Raw genomic sequence first — 15,694 nt, 5'->3', positions numbered from 1 at the left:
TCAGAGGATCGTCATCGGGCGGATCGCGTGCGCGCGGTCGACCAGGGCGCAGCGGGAGCCGGCGTCCCTGGCCTGCTCGGCCAGCGCGAAGTAGGACCGTTCCAGCCGCAGGCGCAGCGTGTGCTCGTCCGGGTGCCGGCCGAAGACCGCGCCGCCGTCGGCGGGCAGGGGGCCGCCGTCGGCGCGGATCCGGGCGAAGGCCGCCTCCTGGATGACCGTGGTCAGCCGGTCGCGGGCGTCGTCGTCCACGTACGCGTCGGCCAGCCGGCCGGCGGCCCTGGACAGCAGGCGGGCATCGGGCAGCGAGCCGCCCAGGCGCCCGGACAGCGTGAGCACGCGGGCGACGCCGGCCACGTCGGAGTGCCGGGACGCGGGCGGGATGCCGTCCAGCACCTCCATCGCGCCGGCCCTGTCACCGCGTGACAGCCGGATCCTCGCCAGCCCGAACCCGGCCGAGGCCTGCCGGTGGTCCCGGCACCAGACGGCCTGGTAGTACCGCTCGGCGCGGCCGGCCTGGCCGGCGGCCTCGGCGCAGTAGCCCAGCGCCACCTTGGGCGCCTCCTCGCCGGGCACCGCGTCGTAGACGGCGCCGAACTCCCGCTCGGCCGCGGCGAACTCGCCGGTGGCCAGGGCCCGCAGGCCGTGGTGCCAGCGCACCCGCCAGTCGCGGGTGGCCGTCTCTCCCAGCAGCTCGGCGGCCCGCTCCAGGTCGGCGTCCATGCCGTCGAGGTCGCCCACCTCCAGGTGGGCACGGCAGCGCGCGAACCGGATCTCGGCCGTGTCGCCGCCGTCGGGGAACCTCGTGTCGAGCAGCCTGCCCGGGTCGCGGTCGTCGAGGGCGGCCAGGATGACCGCCGCCGGGTCGTCCGGGTCCGCCAGCGGGACGGGCAGCCCGAGCGCGGCCACGATCGGGTTCGGCGACCCGAGGTCCAGCGGGGGCGGGAGCTCGGGGCTCCAGCCTCCGCGGATCCACCGCTCCAGCGGCGGCACGACGCTGAGCCCCGCGTCGAGGAGCCCGGCGGTGGGCGCGAACAGGGTGGACGGGTGCGGGTGGGGCGTGCCGTCCCGCAGCGCGGAGATCTCCCGGTACACCCCTTCGAGCTGCTCGGACATCTGGGCGGCCGAGGCGAACCTGCGGTCGGGGTCGTGGTGCCCGGCGCGGGCCAGCAGCCGGCGGAAGGACTCCAGGCCCACCTCGACCCGGTCGTCCCCGGGCCGGCGGTTCATCTTGTCGGCGGTCACGTCGAGCAGGCGCGTCAGGGTGACGGCCACGGTGTGCAGGTCCGACTGCACGGTCGCGCCGCGCTCCTTGAGCTCCTCGGGCCCGACCTGGTAACCCTGCGTGCCGATGACCCGGTGGTCGCGGTCGCCCATCTTGTGCACGGCGCCCAGGTCGATGAGCTTGACCCGGCTCGCCTCCTCCTCGCCGCGCTGCCCAGGCTGGAGGATCACGTTCTCCGGCTTCATGTCGCAGTACAGCAGCCCGAGACCGTGCAGGTGGCCGAGCGCGGCCAGGATGCGCACCCCGCAGACGGCGACGTGCTCGGCCCGCAGCGCCTCGCCCAGCGGCAGGGCTCCCCGGGCGGACTCCTTCCTGATGTCGTTGAGCACCGGGCCGTCGACGTACGACATCACGATGTACTCGCGGGACTGCTTCGTGTGGGCGTCCGGGTGGGCGACGAAGTCGCGGATCCGCACGATGTTGGGATGGTCCAGCATGATGAGGGCGCGCCGCTCGGCGTCGGCCATCGGCGCCTGGGCCTCGTCGATCATGCCCTTGAGCACCACGAGGCTGTCGAGGTGGCGGTCCCTGGCGAGGTAGACCCAGCCGAAGCCGCCACGGGCGAAACAGCCGATCACCTCGTACCGGCCGGCGACCAGGTCACCGTCCTTGAGGCCGGGCAGGAACGAGAACCGGTGCCCGCAGGACGGGCAGTAGCCGGAGGCGAGCGCGGGCCGCCCCTGGCGGGCGCGTCCCACCGGGTGCTCGCACCTGGCGCAACGGCGGTCCCGCTCGGGGAAGTGCGGGTCGGCCAGGATCCTGGTGCGCGGGTCGGGGAAGTCGAAGACCGGCAGGGCCCAGACGCGAGCGGGAGCGGACGGCGCCTGCGGGACGGCGGACGGCGGGGCGGGCGGCCCCTCCGGGTGCGGGAGGCGCCCGCAGGTGCCGCAGAAGCCGGTCGCCTCGATCACTCCGTCGCAGCCCGGCCGCTCACAGCAGGTCGCCGTCACCGGTGCTCCCCATGCCGAGTGCCCGCCAGATCGCCCGCTGGTAGGCCTCCACCGCCCCGCCGGCCGCGGCGAGGTCGGTCGGGAACCGCCACAGCGCCTGGTACGCCGCCTCGTACAGCGGGGCGAGCCCGAGATCCTCGGCGAGCCCGGCGCCGCCGGCCGTCGCGTGGTACGCTCCGAGGAGGCCGCGCAGGCGGTCGCGTTCGGCCTTCATCCGCAGCAGCCGTTTCTCGTGCGAGGCGAACGTGCGCGACGCGCGCGCCGTCGCGCGCTCGCACCTCTCCAGTAACCGGCGGAGCTCCTCGTCCGCGTCCGGCAGCCCGGCGCGCAGCCGCTTCAGCTCCCCGGCGAGCCTGCCGTGCCGCCAGTCGGCCGGGGTACGGTCGACCACCTTGGCGAGCAGGCCGAGGACGCGCTGCTCCAGCGCCTGGAGGTCGGCGAGCCGCTCGGCGAGCCGTTCGACGCGGTAGGCGGGCGTGCCCACGGGCCAGGACCGCACCGTGCGGAGGTGGGTCGAGGACTCCGAGCGGAACACGAGCACCAGCCTGCTGCCGTTCTCGGCCAGCGGCCGCAGCACGCCCTCCAGCAGCTCCCCGGGCCGCTCGGCCTCGTCGATGCCGTGCATCACGATGGTCATCGGCGGCACGCCCGCCCTGATCCGCGCGGCCGGAGGGACCTCGCCGTCCAGGCGGATGCCGGCCCGGACGAGGATGCGCCGCGCGACGTCGTCCGGGCTCCTGCGCGAGGCGTCGACGGCGACGTCGATGCTCCCGGGGACCGGAACGGGCTCGCCCGGGGCAGGCGTGATGCCGCTGCGCTGCTCGCGGCCGGACACCGCGGTGATCCACCTGATCGCCTCGGCGTCCCGGCCGAGGACGACCAGCAGGGTGTCGCCGGTGTCGCGCTTGTTCAGCCAGTCGATGGCGCGCCGGGTGATGCCGGCCTGGTCCGCGCCGGGCCGGCTCGGCTCGGCGAACGACTCGTCCGCGTACGACTCGCCGGTCACCCAGCGCAGGGCCATCGGCAGGTGGCTGACGATGGTCTCGACCGGGATCATCCACGACATGGCGACGGCCTCGCCGGTGTACTCGCCGACCACGATGCCGAGCACGTCGCCGGTCTCGGCGTCGACGACGCCGGCGCCGCTGAAGCCGGCCCGCACCCGCGGCTCGTGCGGGCCGAGGCCGTTCATCTGCAGCCACTCGCCGTGCGGCCCGCTCTGGCCCGCGAGGGTGGCCCTGGTGTGCACGCCGTACGGCACGTCGCCGGGGAAGCCGAACACCCGCACCTCGCGGGGCCAGCCCAGGGCGGTCCTGCGCAGGGTCGCGTCGAGGCCGCCCGGCTGGTGGCGGTCGAGCTCGATGAGCGCCACGTCGCCGCACCCCGCCTCGTCGGGGCCGACGAACAGCTCGGGCCTGACCCGCGCGGGCAGCGACACGGGATCGCCGAGGGCGACGAAGTCGACGACGACCTCTCCCCCGGTGCCGTCGAGCACGTGGGCGCAGGTGAGCACGTATCCGTCGGTGAGCGACACGCCCGCGCCACGGATGTTTCCGGCGGTGTCGCGGATGCGCACCCGCCACGGCTCGGTGGCGCGGCCCGGCAGCGGCGGCCCGGACATCAGCGTGCGGCGGTGACGGCCGGCGCGGTCGTGGATGAACACTCCGCCCACACGCGACCTTTCCCGATCACTGGCAGTCTTCGCACCGTCACATTACGACACTAGAGCATCGGAGAGGGGGCGCGCCCCGTGAAGGCGAAGAAGGTCACCGACCCCTTGAGGTGGCATGTGGCATCCATTCGGCACTCGCCGATCTTCCACCGTTCATGTCCGATTCATCCGGTTCCGCCACGCTCCCGCCGTAGCCGGCGCACCCTTTCCGGCGGGACGGAGAAACACCCATGGGCCACGGGCACCATCACCATGATCACGACCACGCGCACGACCACGCGCACGACCACGCGCACGAGCAGCCCGGAGAAACCGAGGCCGCCGTGGCGCGGGACCTGTCGGTTCCCGATGCCGAGCTGTCGCCGGGGCAGCTCTCGCGCCGGCGCATGTTCCGGCGGGCCGGGCTGCTGGGCGCCGGGCTGACCGCCGCCGGCGTGCTGGGCGGCGAGGGCCAGGCCGCCGCGGCCGTCACCAGGGACGAGGGGCGGGGCCGCGAGCCGAGGGACGGCTACCAGTGGCTGGCCGGCGACCACCACATCCACACGCAGTACAGCTCCGACGCCGTGTACCGGGTCATCGACCACGTGCGCCACGCCAACGCGTTCGGGCTGGGCTGGATGGTCATCACCGACCACGGCGGCGCCGCGCACGCCAAGATCGGCGTAGAGAAGGTCAACCCGGACATCGTGGCGGCACGCGAGGCCGTCAAGGACACGCTGGTCTTCCAGGGCCTGGAGTGGAACATCCCGGCCGCCGAGCACGGCACCGTGTTCGTCGCCCCCGGCCGGAACGAGGTCTCGACGCTCAAGGAGTTCGAGAGCTCCTTCGACGGGTCGGTGAAGGGCGCGAGCTCCAACACGCCGCAGAACGAGGCGCTGGCCATCGCCGGGCTGAACTTCCTGGCCGAGGCGGTCAGGAGGCGGCGCGTGCCGGACGCGCTGTTCCTGGCCAACCACCCCTCCAGGAAGGGCATCGACTCGCCGCACGAGATCCGCGGCTGGCGGGACGCGCAGCCGTCGATCGCGATCGGCATGGAGGGCGCGCCCGGCCACCAGGCCGCCGGCATCGCCAAGCCGTACGGGCCCGGCGGCGGGCGCGGCTACTACGACGGCAGCCCCGGCGCCGACTCCTTCCCCGGCTACCCGGCCGAGAGCTACAAGACCTTCGGCGGGTTCGACTGGATGACCTCCACCGTCGGCGGCCTGTGGGACAGCCTGCTGGCCGAGGGCAAGCCGTGGTGGATCACCGCCAACTCCGACGCGCACTGGGTGCACGGCGACACCAGCGACCGCGGCCCGAACAGCGACTTCAACGCCAACGGCCGCTACGAGGACCCCGTCTACAAGGGCGTGCCCAACTTCGGCTCCGGCGACTTCTGGCCCGGCTTCTACAGCAGGACGCACGTCGGCGCCGAGGACTTCTCCTACGGCGCCGTCATGGACGCCCTGCGCGCCGGGCGCATCTGGGTGGACCACGGCGGCCTGATCAGCGGGCTGGTGGTGCGGGCCCGCGCGGCCGGCACCGGCCAGCGGGGCGTGACGCTCGGCAGCACCCTCCAGGTACGGCGGGGCGCCCGCGTCGAGCTGTCCATCGAGGTCACCCTGGCCGGGCGGCCGAACTGGGCGCAGTTCGTGCCCACGCTGGCCCGGGTGGACGTCATCCAGGGCGACGTCACCGGCCCCGTCTCCGACAGGGACGCCTTCACCACGCCGAACACGAAGGTCGTGCAGTCGTACGAGGTGAACAAGAACAGCGGCACCGTCACCTTCACCTACCAGCTCGGCGCCGTCGACCGGCCCGTCTACGTGCGGCTGCGCGGCACCGACGGCAAGCGCAGCGCGCCCGGGCTGCTGGGCGCCGCCGTGGACCCGAACGGGCCGCAGATCGACGTGTACGGCGACGCCGACCCGTGGAACGACCTGTGGTTCTACAGCAACCCGATCTGGATCCTGCCGCGCCGATGACAGCGCCGACAACCGGGCCGACAACCGGGCCGACATCCGGGCCGATGGTCCTCGGGTTCGACGCGGGCAGCCGGACGGTGCCCGAGGCCGAGCACCTGCTCCACACCGTGGCGCGGGCGCTCGGCCTGCCGGGCGACGCGGTCGGGTGCACCCACTTCGTGCCGGCGGGGCAGGCGGGGGACGAGCCGCACGTCGCCTGCTCGCTGGCCGTCCCCGGCACGCTGACGGCCGCGGACCTTCCCGCGGCGCCGGGCGAGCCGCCCGTCGTCGTGTCGTGGGCGCTGGGCGAGCGGCGTACCGGGCCGCTGGCGGCGGGGGCGGCGCTGGCGGCGGCCGAGCACGAGGCCAGGCGGAGCGGCCGGGTCGTCACCTTCCCCGGCCGTGACCTGCTCACCGGCACCCTCAGCGCGGGCGAGCTGCGCGCCGGCTCGGCCATCGACGTGGTGCTGCTGCTCGCCTCCCCCGGGCCGCCGCCCGACGACGTGCCGGTCGTCACGAACGACCACGTCCGGCCCGTCTGGCGGGACGGCCTCATGACGCTGCTCACCATGCCGGCCGCCGGCGGCCGGATCGCCCCCGCCGAGGTGCCGAACCCCACACCCTGCTGCGCCGACCACACCTGACCTCCGCGACCGCACGACCGGTCCGCGGCGGACCGGCGGACCGGCGGACCGGCGGACCGGCGGAAGGTCGGCGTCCGACCGGCGCGGGGACGGCGCCCGGCCGACGGACCGATGGCGCCCGATCGGCGGAGGAACGGCGTCCGGCCGGCTCGTGTCTACGGGCCGGTCAGGCGGCGCTCCCCCGCCGTGGTGATCACGTACACCTGCCAGTTGTAGTACGCGTAGTAGGCGCGCGGGTCGCGCTTGATCTGGCGCGAGTGCAGCAGGATCGCGTCCACGTACGCCTGCGACGGGTTGTAGGCGTGCAGGGCCCGCCGGTAGTCGCGGGGCGCGCCGCTGGCCTTGAGGTAGTTGGCCGCGCCCATGACCGCGTCGCGCGGGTCGCGCACGTCGCCGCCCATCCCGTACGCCTTCCAGGTGGCGGGCATGAACTGCATGGGCCCCTGGGCACCGACGTGGCTGTCGGCGCGTACCCGGCCGAACTTCGTCTCCGCGAACATCACCGCCGCCAGCACCTCCCACTCCACCCCGAACCTGCGCTCCGCCTTCTTGAAGTAGCCGAGCAGCTCGCCGGCGGGCCGGGGCTGCTGCGTCTTGAAGACGGCGTCCGGCTTGATGGGGTGGGCCAGGGCGAGCAGCCCGCGGATGGCGGCCGTGTTGTCCCTGGCCTGGGCGGCCAGGCCGTCGGGCAGGCGGGCGAAGGCCTTGGCGGCCAGCCCGGGGTGGCGGGCGGCGTAGCGGTAGATGCGCTGCTGGTGCAGGGCCAGCAGCTCGACGTCCTCGGGCGGGTGGCCCGGCGCAGGCGAGCCGCCCTCCGTCCAGGCGTCGATGGACGCGCTGAGCGCCTCGGTGGTCTCCTCCAGGGCCGTGGCCAGCTTCGCGGCGCTACCGGGGATCTTCTCGTCGGGAGCCGGGAACTCCTGCTCGGGAGGCGCCGTCGTGACCGCGGGCGTGGACGGCGCGGGCTCGGACGGCGGGCCGGACGGCCGGCTCGCCGGGGCCGCTCCGCACGCCGCCGCGCAGGTGAGCACGGCCGCGCCCCAGGCGAGCCGTCGTGGCCGGGTGTGCTTCTGGCGTCCCTCCATGGGAGGTCAACCTACCCGGTGTGCCGATCATACGTACGGGGTGAGGAACTCCTTCGGGCGCAGCGCCCTGGCGACGATGCGCACGTCGCCGATCCAGCCGTAGAAGCCCTGCCCGTACTTCAGCGCGAACTGCGTGCCGCCGATCGCGAACGGCCTGCCGAGCGTGGAGATGCCCTTCGACGGCCGGCTCGGGTTCCGGGAGATCGTGGAGCCGTCCACGTACACGATCGTCCGCCGCGCGTCGTTGACCACGGCCACGTGCATCCAGCGGCCCACCGGCAGGGCGTGGCTCCACGAGGTGGGGTCGGCGTCGCGGTCGGTGGGGTAGACGACGTACTGCAGGAACCGCTCGGGTGACAGGTTGAGACTGCACGTCGGCTCGTCGGGTGACCAGCCGCTGGTCTTGCCCGCGTCGCCGCTGCGGCCCTCCCAGCTCAGGATGCCCATCCAGGCGTGGTCGCCCTCGAACGGCTCCGGCAGCTTGATGAACGCCTCGATCGTGTAGCCGGACTCGAACGTCATGCTGTTGATCGGCGCGCCGGCGCCCGACCTGAGGACCGCGCCCCGGTCGGGGGACTTGCCGCCGTCGAAGCGGAGGCTGGCGTGGGCGGGCTGGCCCTCATGGTGCTCGGCCGACCACTTCAGCGTCTCGGGAGCGCTGGCGTGCAGCAGCTCCATGGTCAGGTCGTTGCCGCGCCCGGTCAGGTCGCGGGCGACCGTGCCGGCGGGGACGACCGCGCCGTCCGTACCGGCCGCCGGCAGGCCCTCGGCGTCGAACCTCCAGTACGCCACCGTGCCGCGCGGCATCACGGCCCTGGCGGGGCGGGCGGGCGGCGGGGTGCGCGGCGCGAACCCGGCGAAGCGCTCGTCGAAGTCCAGCTCGATGCTGAAGCGGTCCACCGGGCCGGTCAGCTCCAGGTGCTCGGCCTCCAGCGGGGTGCGGTCCTCGGGGTCGCGGTCCAGCAGCCACGGCGACAGCGTCTCCACGTCGATGACGTTGCGGACGAGGTCGAACGCGTAGAGCCGGACCATGCCGGCGCCGCCGTAGTAGCGGTCCTGGTAGTTGGCGAGGTGCACGTGCACGTCGTGGCCGGCGTCGTTCTTGAGCACGGTACGCCCGGAGGGCCAGTAGTGGCCGTTAAGCGTGAGGAAGATCTGGTCGTTGCGCCTGATGAAGGCGTCCCAGAGCCGCTGCCCGTGCTGCGACAGGGCGGCCACGCCGGCCTCGTCCGCCCAGGCCAGGTCGTGGGTGGTGAGGATGGCGGGCAGCGTCCTGTTGGCGTCGATGACGTCCTGCGCCCAGCGCAGGCCCTTGTCGGAGACGCGCCAGTCGAGCGCCAGCACCAGCCACTGCCGGCCGCCCGCGTCGAGCACGTGGTAGCTGTTGTAGCCGTCGGGCGACGCGCCGCGGAAGGTGGACATGCGGGCGAAGCGGGACGGGCCGAACGCCTTCAGGTAGGCGCTGTCGCCGCGCTGGTCGTCGGCGCCGGTCACGTCGTGGTTGCCGGCCAGGACGCTGTAGGAGAGCCGCCCGTCCAGGGATCTGAACGTGTCGGAGGCCAGCGCGATCTCCTCCTCCGTGCCGTGCTCGGTGACGTCCCCCAAGTGGGTCATGAACGCGATGTTCCTGCTCTCGCGTTCGTCGCCGGTGAGGAAGCGGAACGTCTGGCGCACGGGGGCGGGGTCGGAGCGGTCCTCGTCGAAGAGGTACTGCGTGTCGGGCAGCACGCCGATCGTGAAGCGGGGGCTCTCGCGGTCGAACCTGCCGCCGTGGGACGAGGCGTGGGACGAGGCGTGGGCCGGGGACGCGGCCGTGCCGGTGAGGGCGCCGGCGGCCGGGGCGGCGATGGCCGCCGTGAGCAGCGCGCGGCGGTCGAGGGTGGGGTGGGACATGACCAGCACCTTGATCGCCGTACGTGGCGGGGTGGTGCCCCGGGCGGTAACGCGCACCTTCCGCCAGGGGAAATCTCGCCCTTGATCTCTTCGCCTGTGGCGGGCGTAGTCTCTGTGCATGCTGGAGATCTACTCCCTGCTGTTCTTCGTGGCGGCGCTGGGTGTGCCGGTGATGCTGGCGTGTTGTGCCACGATCCTGGCGGCGATGGCGGCGCCTCGCGGGCGATACGGCGGCGTGCGTGGCGGCTACCTGTTCAGGGGATCGTCCCTAGCGGGGATGGGTCTCGTGGGGATGGTGATCGCGGCGTGGAGCACGCGCGAAGACGGGCACTACGACGACTTCGGGTCGGCGATGACCAGCCTGGCGGCCATCTTCAGCGCGGCGGTGTTCCTCCTCGGGCTCGGGCCCGCCGTCCCTTGGCTGCTCGAACTGCTCGCGCGGGGCGCCGCGCGGCTGCCGCGGCCGTTCCGGCCCGCGGCCCGGCATCTGGCGGACGATCGCAGACGCACGGCCCCCGCGGTGGCGACGACCATGGTCGCCACGGCCATCACCATCATGCTGGCGATCATCGCGCACGCCGGGTTCGCCCAGAGCAGGGCGAACTATGCGCCCGAGGCCCAGCCGGGGGCGCTCGTCGTCAGGTTCTCACCAGAACATGCGGCGGAAGCCGAGGCCGCCGTCCGGGGGGAGTTACCCGGCGTGCCGATCGTGCGCGGCCACCTCGTGGGCTCGACGGGGTATTTCGACGTACTGGGCGAGGGCGCCACCTACATCGGCGATCAGGCGCTGCTCCGCTACCTCACCGGGAATCCGGCGATGTCCTACGACGCGGGCACGGCCGTCGTGGTCGCGGTGGAGGCGGAGCAGGATCACAGCGTGCGGATCGACTACCACCTCACCAGCCCCGATGCCGGCACGATCAAGAACATCCCGGCGATCACCGTCGAGCCCGTCCCCGACGGCCTGGAGCGAGTCTTCGTGCCCATGGAACTCGTGCGCGGCCTGGGTCTCCAGCTCGACGTCGAAGCACTGATCGTCGATCCCGCTCTGCACAGAGCCTCCGAGGCCGACCGGGACCGGCTCGCCGGCAGGCTCGGCGAGCGCGCCGAGGTGCACCTGGAACAGGGGTACCAGGCTTCTGGCGGCTGGCGGTACCTCGCCGGGTTCATCGCTCTCATCGCCCTCATCGGCGCGTGGGTGGCCACGGCCCGGTCGAGCCGCCCGCAAGTCCTGCGCCGGATCGGCTCCCCGCGGCTGCTCACCGCCTGCCGGGCGGCCCTGGCGGCGGCTTGTGGCGCGGTGCCGGGCGCGGTGGCCGGTTGCGTCGTCGGCCTGCTTCTGGCCTGGCCGTTCACGACGTCGATCGACTGGGATCCGCCGCCGCGGGTGCCGTTCGACACGCCGTGGGCGCTGATCGGGCTGCAGACCGTGGCGGTCCCGCTGCTCGCGGCGGTGGCCGGGCTGTTCGTCAGCGGGCGGGTGTCCGGTCGCGGATCGCGTCCACCCGCGCCATGACCGGGGTCGCCGTGACGCCGTGCAGGACGACCGAGGCCAGGACCGTGAACCCGGTGACCGCCCACAGCTCCTCCGCCGCTACGCCGAAGCCGGTCTCCCCCAGCGCGTACGCCAGGTAGAACAGCGACCCGATCCCCCGGATGCCGAAGAACGAGATCGCCAGCCGTTCCCTCGGCCCCGCCCCGCCGCGCCACTGGACCAGCCAGCCGGCCAGCGGACGGATGACGAGCAGGAGCAGGAGGCCGACGGCGGCGCCGCGCCAGGTGAGGGCCGCCAGGCCGCCGGTGGCGACGAAGCCGCCGAGCAGGAGCAGCAGCCAGGCCGTGAGCAGCCGCTCGATCTGCTCCACGAAGCCGTGCAGCACGTTGTTGTAGCCGTGGCCGTGCTCGGCGCTCCTGATGGCGAGGGCGGTGACGAACACCGCGACGAATCCGTACCCGTGGGCCAGCTCCGTCACCCCGTACGCGAGGAACGTGCAGGCCAGCGCGACGAACCCGTCACGGCGCTCCGACAGGCGCAGCCCGTCGGAGCCGGCGCGGAAGAACAGCCGGCCGAGCAGGCGGCCGATCAGGAGCCCCAGGACGGCGCCGGCCGCGGTGCGGTAGAGCACGTCCACCAGCGCCCACTCCCCCCATCCCGCGGAGCCGGCGGCCACGGCGATGGCGGCGTACACGATCGGGAAGGCCAGCCCGTCGTTGAGGCCGGCCTCGGAGGTCAGGGCGAAGCGGACCTCGTCGTCGGCGTTCTGGGCGTCCACGGGCTCGCCGACGTGCACGTCCGAGGCGAGGACCGGGTCGGTGGGCGCGAGCACGGCCCCGAGCAGCAGCGCGGCGGCGAGCGGCCAGCCCGGCAGCGCCATGGCCGCGGCGGCCACGCCGGCGACGGTGAGCGGCATCGCCAGGGCGAGCAGCCGCCAGGTGGTGGACCAGCCACGCGGCCCGGTGCGGCGGTTGATCGCCAGGCCCGCGCCCATGAGCGAGATGACGACGCACAGCTCGGTGATGTGCTCCAGTGCCGCGCGGTGGGCGATCGGGTCGGGGTCGGGTAAGCCGATGGGCAGGGTGAACAGGAGCACGCCCGCCAGCAGGTAGACCAGCGGCAGGGACAGGGCGCGGCCGTTCAGGAACTCGGGGAGGATCGCGGCGAGCAGCGCGGCGGCACCGCCGAGGGCCAGGACGAGGTCGAGGGTGGACATCGCCGGACCACCTGCCCGGAAGATCGCGAAATATCCCTTTATTGAGCGATCCGCCTTCCCTCCGCACGCCGTCGGAGAGGAAGGCCGGAGGACCTGGCGGTCTCGCCGTCGTGGGGAGACCGCCAGGGTGAGGGGTCAGGCGGAGCGGAGGCGTTCGATGAGCGCCCGGGCGTCGCGGACCAGAGCCGATCTGACCGCCGCGTCCCACACGTTGCCGCGCTTCTCCGCGACCCGCACGAACCGTTCGAGCGCCGCCACGGCCAGCGCCCGCTTGCCCTTCTTGTCGTGCCGTTCCGCCTGCGCGAGCTGTTCCCGCAGGTCCTCGGCGGCCTTCCAGGTGATCGCCCCCGTCTGCCTGAAGCGGGAGACGAGCGCCCCCACGTCGGCGTACGAGGTGGTCGTCTGGAACGTCACGGAGGCGGTCGCGGTCCTGCCCGCCTGGTCGGTGACGGTGCCCGTGAGCCGGTGCTCGCCGAGCGGCAGCGCCCACAGCGGCACCGGCTTGCCGGACGCGACCGCCTCGCCGTCGAGCTCCGCCGTCACCCCGGCCACGCCGGACACCGCGTCGGCGCCGGTCAGGACGGGGGTGACGGTGGCCGAGTCGCCGTAGGGGCCGGCCTCCACGCCGGTGACCGTCAGCGTCGGGTTCGACTTGTCGATCTTCACGGTGAGGGTGCCGGCCGGGGAGACGTTGCCGCCGTTGTCGGTGGCGCGGTAGCGGACCTCCTTGGCGCCCTCGGCACTGAGCGTGACCGGATTGTTGGCGTTCGACCAGGTGGTGCCGTCGAGGGAGTACTGGCGCGAGGCGACGGTGCCGTTGTCGGTGGCGGTGACGGCGAGCGTGACGTTGCCGGTGTACCAGCCGTTCGTGCCGTCCGGCCGGGCCGGGGTGAGGGTGGCGGTGACGGCCGGCGGGGCGGTGTCGGCGACGCCGCCGCCCTGGAAGGTGAACGCGTCCAGGTCCACGCCGCCGGAGGAGGTGACGTACAGGCGGCCGGTGCCCTCCGGCAGGTCGGCGAGGGGCGTGGTGACCGTCTGCCAGCCGTCGCCCGCGGGAACGGTCACGGTGGCGAACGGCTCGGCCGTCGGCGACTTCCACCGCAGCGACAGCGTGCCCGCGCCGGACGCCCTGGTCTGGACGCCGGTGATGCCGGCGAAGTGCACCGGGTCGTAGGCGATCCAGTCGCCGGCGTCGAACGAGGTGACCTTGGCCTTGGCCGACGCGGTGTCGTCGGGGGTCTCGGTGACGCCGCTGCTCTCGTCGGCGTGCTCGGCCTGCGCCAGCTTGGGGTTGAGGGTGAGCGCGGCCTCGCCGAGCGCGCCGGGGATGGAGCCGGCGCCGTTGTCACGGTAGCTGACGACGACCACGCCGTAGATGTTCTCGGTCTCGCCGTGCTCCGGCGCGCTGGCGGGGGTGGGCCAGGCTCCGGCGCAGCCCGTGCCGAGCGTCTCCGGATGCGCGTGCGTGTCGTGCCCCAGGCCGAACGTCCACTGCACCCGCGAGCACACCGGGTTGTCGCCGTCCTCGGCGTCGGACACCCCGATCTGGTACGGCAGCGCGTTCCCCCAGTCGAAGAACCCGCCGTTCGGCGGCGTCTTGACCGTCACCACGGGCGCGGTGTTGCCCACGGTGATCTCGACGGAGGTGAGCCCGGCCCTGCCGCCGGAGTCGGTGACGCGCAGCCGGGCCGCGTACTGGCCCAGCTCGGTGTAGGTGTGGGTGGCGGTGACGCCGGTGGCGTCGAAGTCGCCGTCGCCGTCGAAGTCCCAGTCGTAGGTCAGCGCGCCCGGCTCGGTGTCGGTGGAGGCGGTGGCGTCGAAGGTGACGGTGAGCGGCGCGGCGCTGCTGGAGGTCCTGTCCGCCGCGATCCTGGCCTGCGGGGTCTTGTTGGCCGGGGTGTAGTCGATGCGGTAGAGGCCGGCGTCCGGGTTGGCGCGGAAGAAGCCGTCGCCGTACTCCAGCACGTACAGGGAGCCGTCGGGGCCGAACTCGATGTCCATCGGGCTGTCGGTGATGGGCTGCGCGGCCGTGCGCAGCGCGCTGTTGGGCAGGAAGTGCTCGATCGCGGTGACCGGGCCGTCCGCGCCGGTGAAGGTGAAGGCCGCCAGGTAGTCCTGGGAGAACTCGGCGAAGAACGCCTTGCCGTCCCAGTGCTCGGGCAGCTTGCCCGGCGCGGGGTTGTCCGGGTCGTAGTGGTAGACGGGGCCGCCCATCGGGCCCTGGCCGCCCTGCGGGTCGAAGTCGGTGAGCCCGGCCCACGCGGCCGGCTGGTGGGTGTTGTTGTCGCCGTAGTACAGGTCGGCGGGGACGGCGGGCGGGAGCTGGTCCAGGCCGGTGTTCCAGCGCGAGGTGTTGCGGGGGCCGGCCGCGCAGTCGAACCACGGGCCCGGGGTGGCGGTCGCGAAGTCCCAGTCGTTGTAGTTGAAGTTGTCGCCCGTGCAGTACGGCCAGCCGCTGTTCATCGGCTTCGTGAGCGGGGTGATGTTCCACTCGACGTAGCCCATCGGGCCCCTGGCGGGGTCGCCCGTGCCGGCGTCGGGGCCGTAGTCGGCCCAGGACAGGGTGCCGGTCTCGGCGTCCACGTCCATCCTGAACGGGTTGCGCACGCCGGTCACGAAGATCTCCGGCCTGGTGCCGGCGGTGCCGGGCGCGAACAGGTTGCCCTCGGGGACCGTGTACGTGCCGTCCGCGGCCACCTTGATCCGAAGGATCTTGCCGCGCAGGTCGTTGCTGTTGCCCGCGCCGCGGCGCGAGTCGAGGCCGGGGTTCATGCCGGGGGCGTCGTTGTTGGGCGCCATGCCGTTGGCGCCGGGCGTGCCGGCGGGGGTGTTGTCGCCGGTGGCGAGGTAGAGGTTGCCGTCGGCGTCCCAGTCGACGTCGCCGGCGACGTGGCAGCACTGGCCGCGCTGCGCCTCGACCTTGATGATGACCTGCTCGGTGGACAGGTCCAGCGCGCTGCCTGTCCACTTGAAGCGGGAGAGCTGGTTGTAGCCCTTCCACTGGTTCCAGTACGTCTCGTCGGCCCCCGCGAGCAGCGTGTTCGGCGCGGAGCCGGCGGGGGTGGTCGCGGGGTAGGGCGCCGTCATGGTCCTGGGCGCGTAGTAGACGTAGATCCACTTGTTCTGGTCGAAGTCCGGGTCGAGGGCGATCGTCTGCAGCCCGTCCTCGGAGTTGGCGTAGACCGGGACGGTGTTGACGATCCTGGTGACGCCGGTGGCGGGGTCGGTCAGCCGGATGTCGCCGTTGCGGGCGGTGTGCAGCACCCGCCGGTCGGGCAGGACGGCCAGGTCGATCGGCTCGCCGACGTTCTTGGTCAGGGTGATCTTCTCGTAGCTGGACCACGTGGTGGCCGGGTCGTGTGCCCGGGCGGGTAAGGACAGGCAGGCGCCGGCCAGCACGAGGCCGCCGAGCACCGCGAGGGTACGCTGCATGGTGATGCCGCTCCTAGGACGAGGAGTGTCAGAGGCCGGGCCGCCACGCCTGCCGGGCCAACGGCGGGGTGCTTCGTGGCGG

At 73.5% G+C, this 15,694-nt stretch carries 9 protein-coding genes; 3 read left to right on the top strand and 6 right to left on the bottom strand.

Annotated features, from left to right (window positions below):
- Positions 1 to 2,232, bottom strand: coding sequence for a tetratricopeptide repeat protein (locus HD593_RS19340; RefSeq protein ID WP_185103469.1), 2,232 nt, complete (start codon positions 2,230 to 2,232; stop codon positions 1 to 3).
- Complete coding sequence (locus HD593_RS19335) at positions 2,213 to 3,904, bottom strand: S1 family peptidase (RefSeq protein ID WP_185103468.1); 1,692 nt, start codon at positions 3,902 to 3,904, stop codon at positions 2,213 to 2,215. The genes HD593_RS19340 and HD593_RS19335 overlap by 20 nt, the downstream gene beginning before the upstream one ends.
- Positions 3,905 to 4,134: 230 nt before the next feature.
- On the opposite strand from HD593_RS19335, the gene HD593_RS19330 reads away from it, so the two are divergent.
- Both HD593_RS19330 and HD593_RS19325 read left to right on the top strand, forming a co-directional pair.
- Positions 4,135 to 5,868: a PHP domain-containing protein gene (locus HD593_RS19330; RefSeq protein WP_185103467.1), complete on the top strand. Its 1,734-nt coding sequence runs from the start codon at positions 4,135 to 4,137 to the stop codon at positions 5,866 to 5,868.
- Between the two features lie 44 nt (positions 5,869 to 5,912).
- Positions 5,913 to 6,491: a hypothetical protein gene (locus HD593_RS19325; protein WP_185103466.1), complete on the top strand. Its 579-nt coding sequence runs from the start codon at positions 5,913 to 5,915 to the stop codon at positions 6,489 to 6,491.
- A gap of 155 nt (positions 6,492 to 6,646) precedes the next feature.
- On the opposite strand, the gene HD593_RS19320 is transcribed toward HD593_RS19325, so the two are convergent.
- Both HD593_RS19320 and HD593_RS64380 read right to left on the bottom strand, forming a co-directional pair.
- The gene (locus HD593_RS19320) at positions 6,647 to 7,576 is read right to left on the bottom strand and encodes a lytic transglycosylase domain-containing protein (RefSeq protein WP_185103465.1); all 930 of its coding nucleotides are present in this window, start codon (positions 7,574 to 7,576) and stop codon (positions 6,647 to 6,649) included.
- Positions 7,577 to 7,603: 27 nt separating this feature from the next.
- Positions 7,604 to 9,526, bottom strand: a complete 1,923-nt coding sequence (locus HD593_RS64380; protein WP_221524832.1) for a LamG-like jellyroll fold domain-containing protein — start codon at positions 9,524 to 9,526, stop codon at positions 7,604 to 7,606.
- 61 nt (positions 9,527 to 9,587) lie between these two features.
- Here HD593_RS64380 and HD593_RS19310 point away from each other — a divergent pair, with 61 nt between their 5' ends.
- Complete coding sequence (locus tag HD593_RS19310) at positions 9,588 to 10,985, top strand: FtsX-like permease family protein (RefSeq protein WP_185103464.1); 1,398 nt, start codon at positions 9,588 to 9,590, stop codon at positions 10,983 to 10,985.
- On the opposite strand, the gene HD593_RS19305 is transcribed toward HD593_RS19310, so the two are convergent.
- Together HD593_RS19305 and HD593_RS19300 are read right to left on the bottom strand one after the other, a co-directional pair.
- Positions 10,939 to 12,180, bottom strand: coding sequence for a cation:proton antiporter domain-containing protein (locus HD593_RS19305; RefSeq protein ID WP_185103463.1), 1,242 nt, complete (start codon positions 12,178 to 12,180; stop codon positions 10,939 to 10,941). The genes HD593_RS19310 and HD593_RS19305 overlap by 47 nt on opposite strands.
- Positions 12,181 to 12,315: 135 nt before the next feature.
- The gene (locus HD593_RS19300; protein ID WP_185103462.1) at positions 12,316 to 15,612 is read right to left on the bottom strand and encodes a PQQ-dependent sugar dehydrogenase; all 3,297 of its coding nucleotides are present in this window, start codon (positions 15,610 to 15,612) and stop codon (positions 12,316 to 12,318) included.
- Between the last annotated feature and the right edge of the window lie 82 nt (positions 15,613 to 15,694).

Source organism: Nonomuraea rubra (assembly GCF_014207985.1).
GTDB lineage: Bacteria > Actinomycetota > Actinomycetes > Streptosporangiales > Streptosporangiaceae > Nonomuraea > Nonomuraea rubra.
Note: the sequence above shows the minus strand (reverse complement) of the source record. Positions and strands in the feature narration are given on the sequence as shown.

Coding starts and splice junctions, on each gene's coding strand:
- HD593_RS19330 (WP_185103467.1), top strand. CDS start 4,135: ATGGGCCACGGGCACCATCACCATGATCACGACCACGCGCACGACCAC.
- HD593_RS19325 (WP_185103466.1), top strand. CDS start 5,913: ATGGTCCTCGGGTTCGACGCGGGCAGCCGGACGGTGCCCGAGGCCGAG.
- HD593_RS19320 (WP_185103465.1), bottom strand. CDS start 7,576: ATGGAGGGACGCCAGAAGCACACCCGGCCACGACGGCTCGCCTGGGGC.
- HD593_RS19310 (WP_185103464.1), top strand. CDS start 9,588: ATGCTGGAGATCTACTCCCTGCTGTTCTTCGTGGCGGCGCTGGGTGTG.
- HD593_RS19305 (WP_185103463.1), bottom strand. CDS start 12,180: ATGTCCACCCTCGACCTCGTCCTGGCCCTCGGCGGTGCCGCCGCGCTG.
- HD593_RS19300 (WP_185103462.1), bottom strand. CDS start 15,612: ATGCAGCGTACCCTCGCGGTGCTCGGCGGCCTCGTGCTGGCCGGCGCC.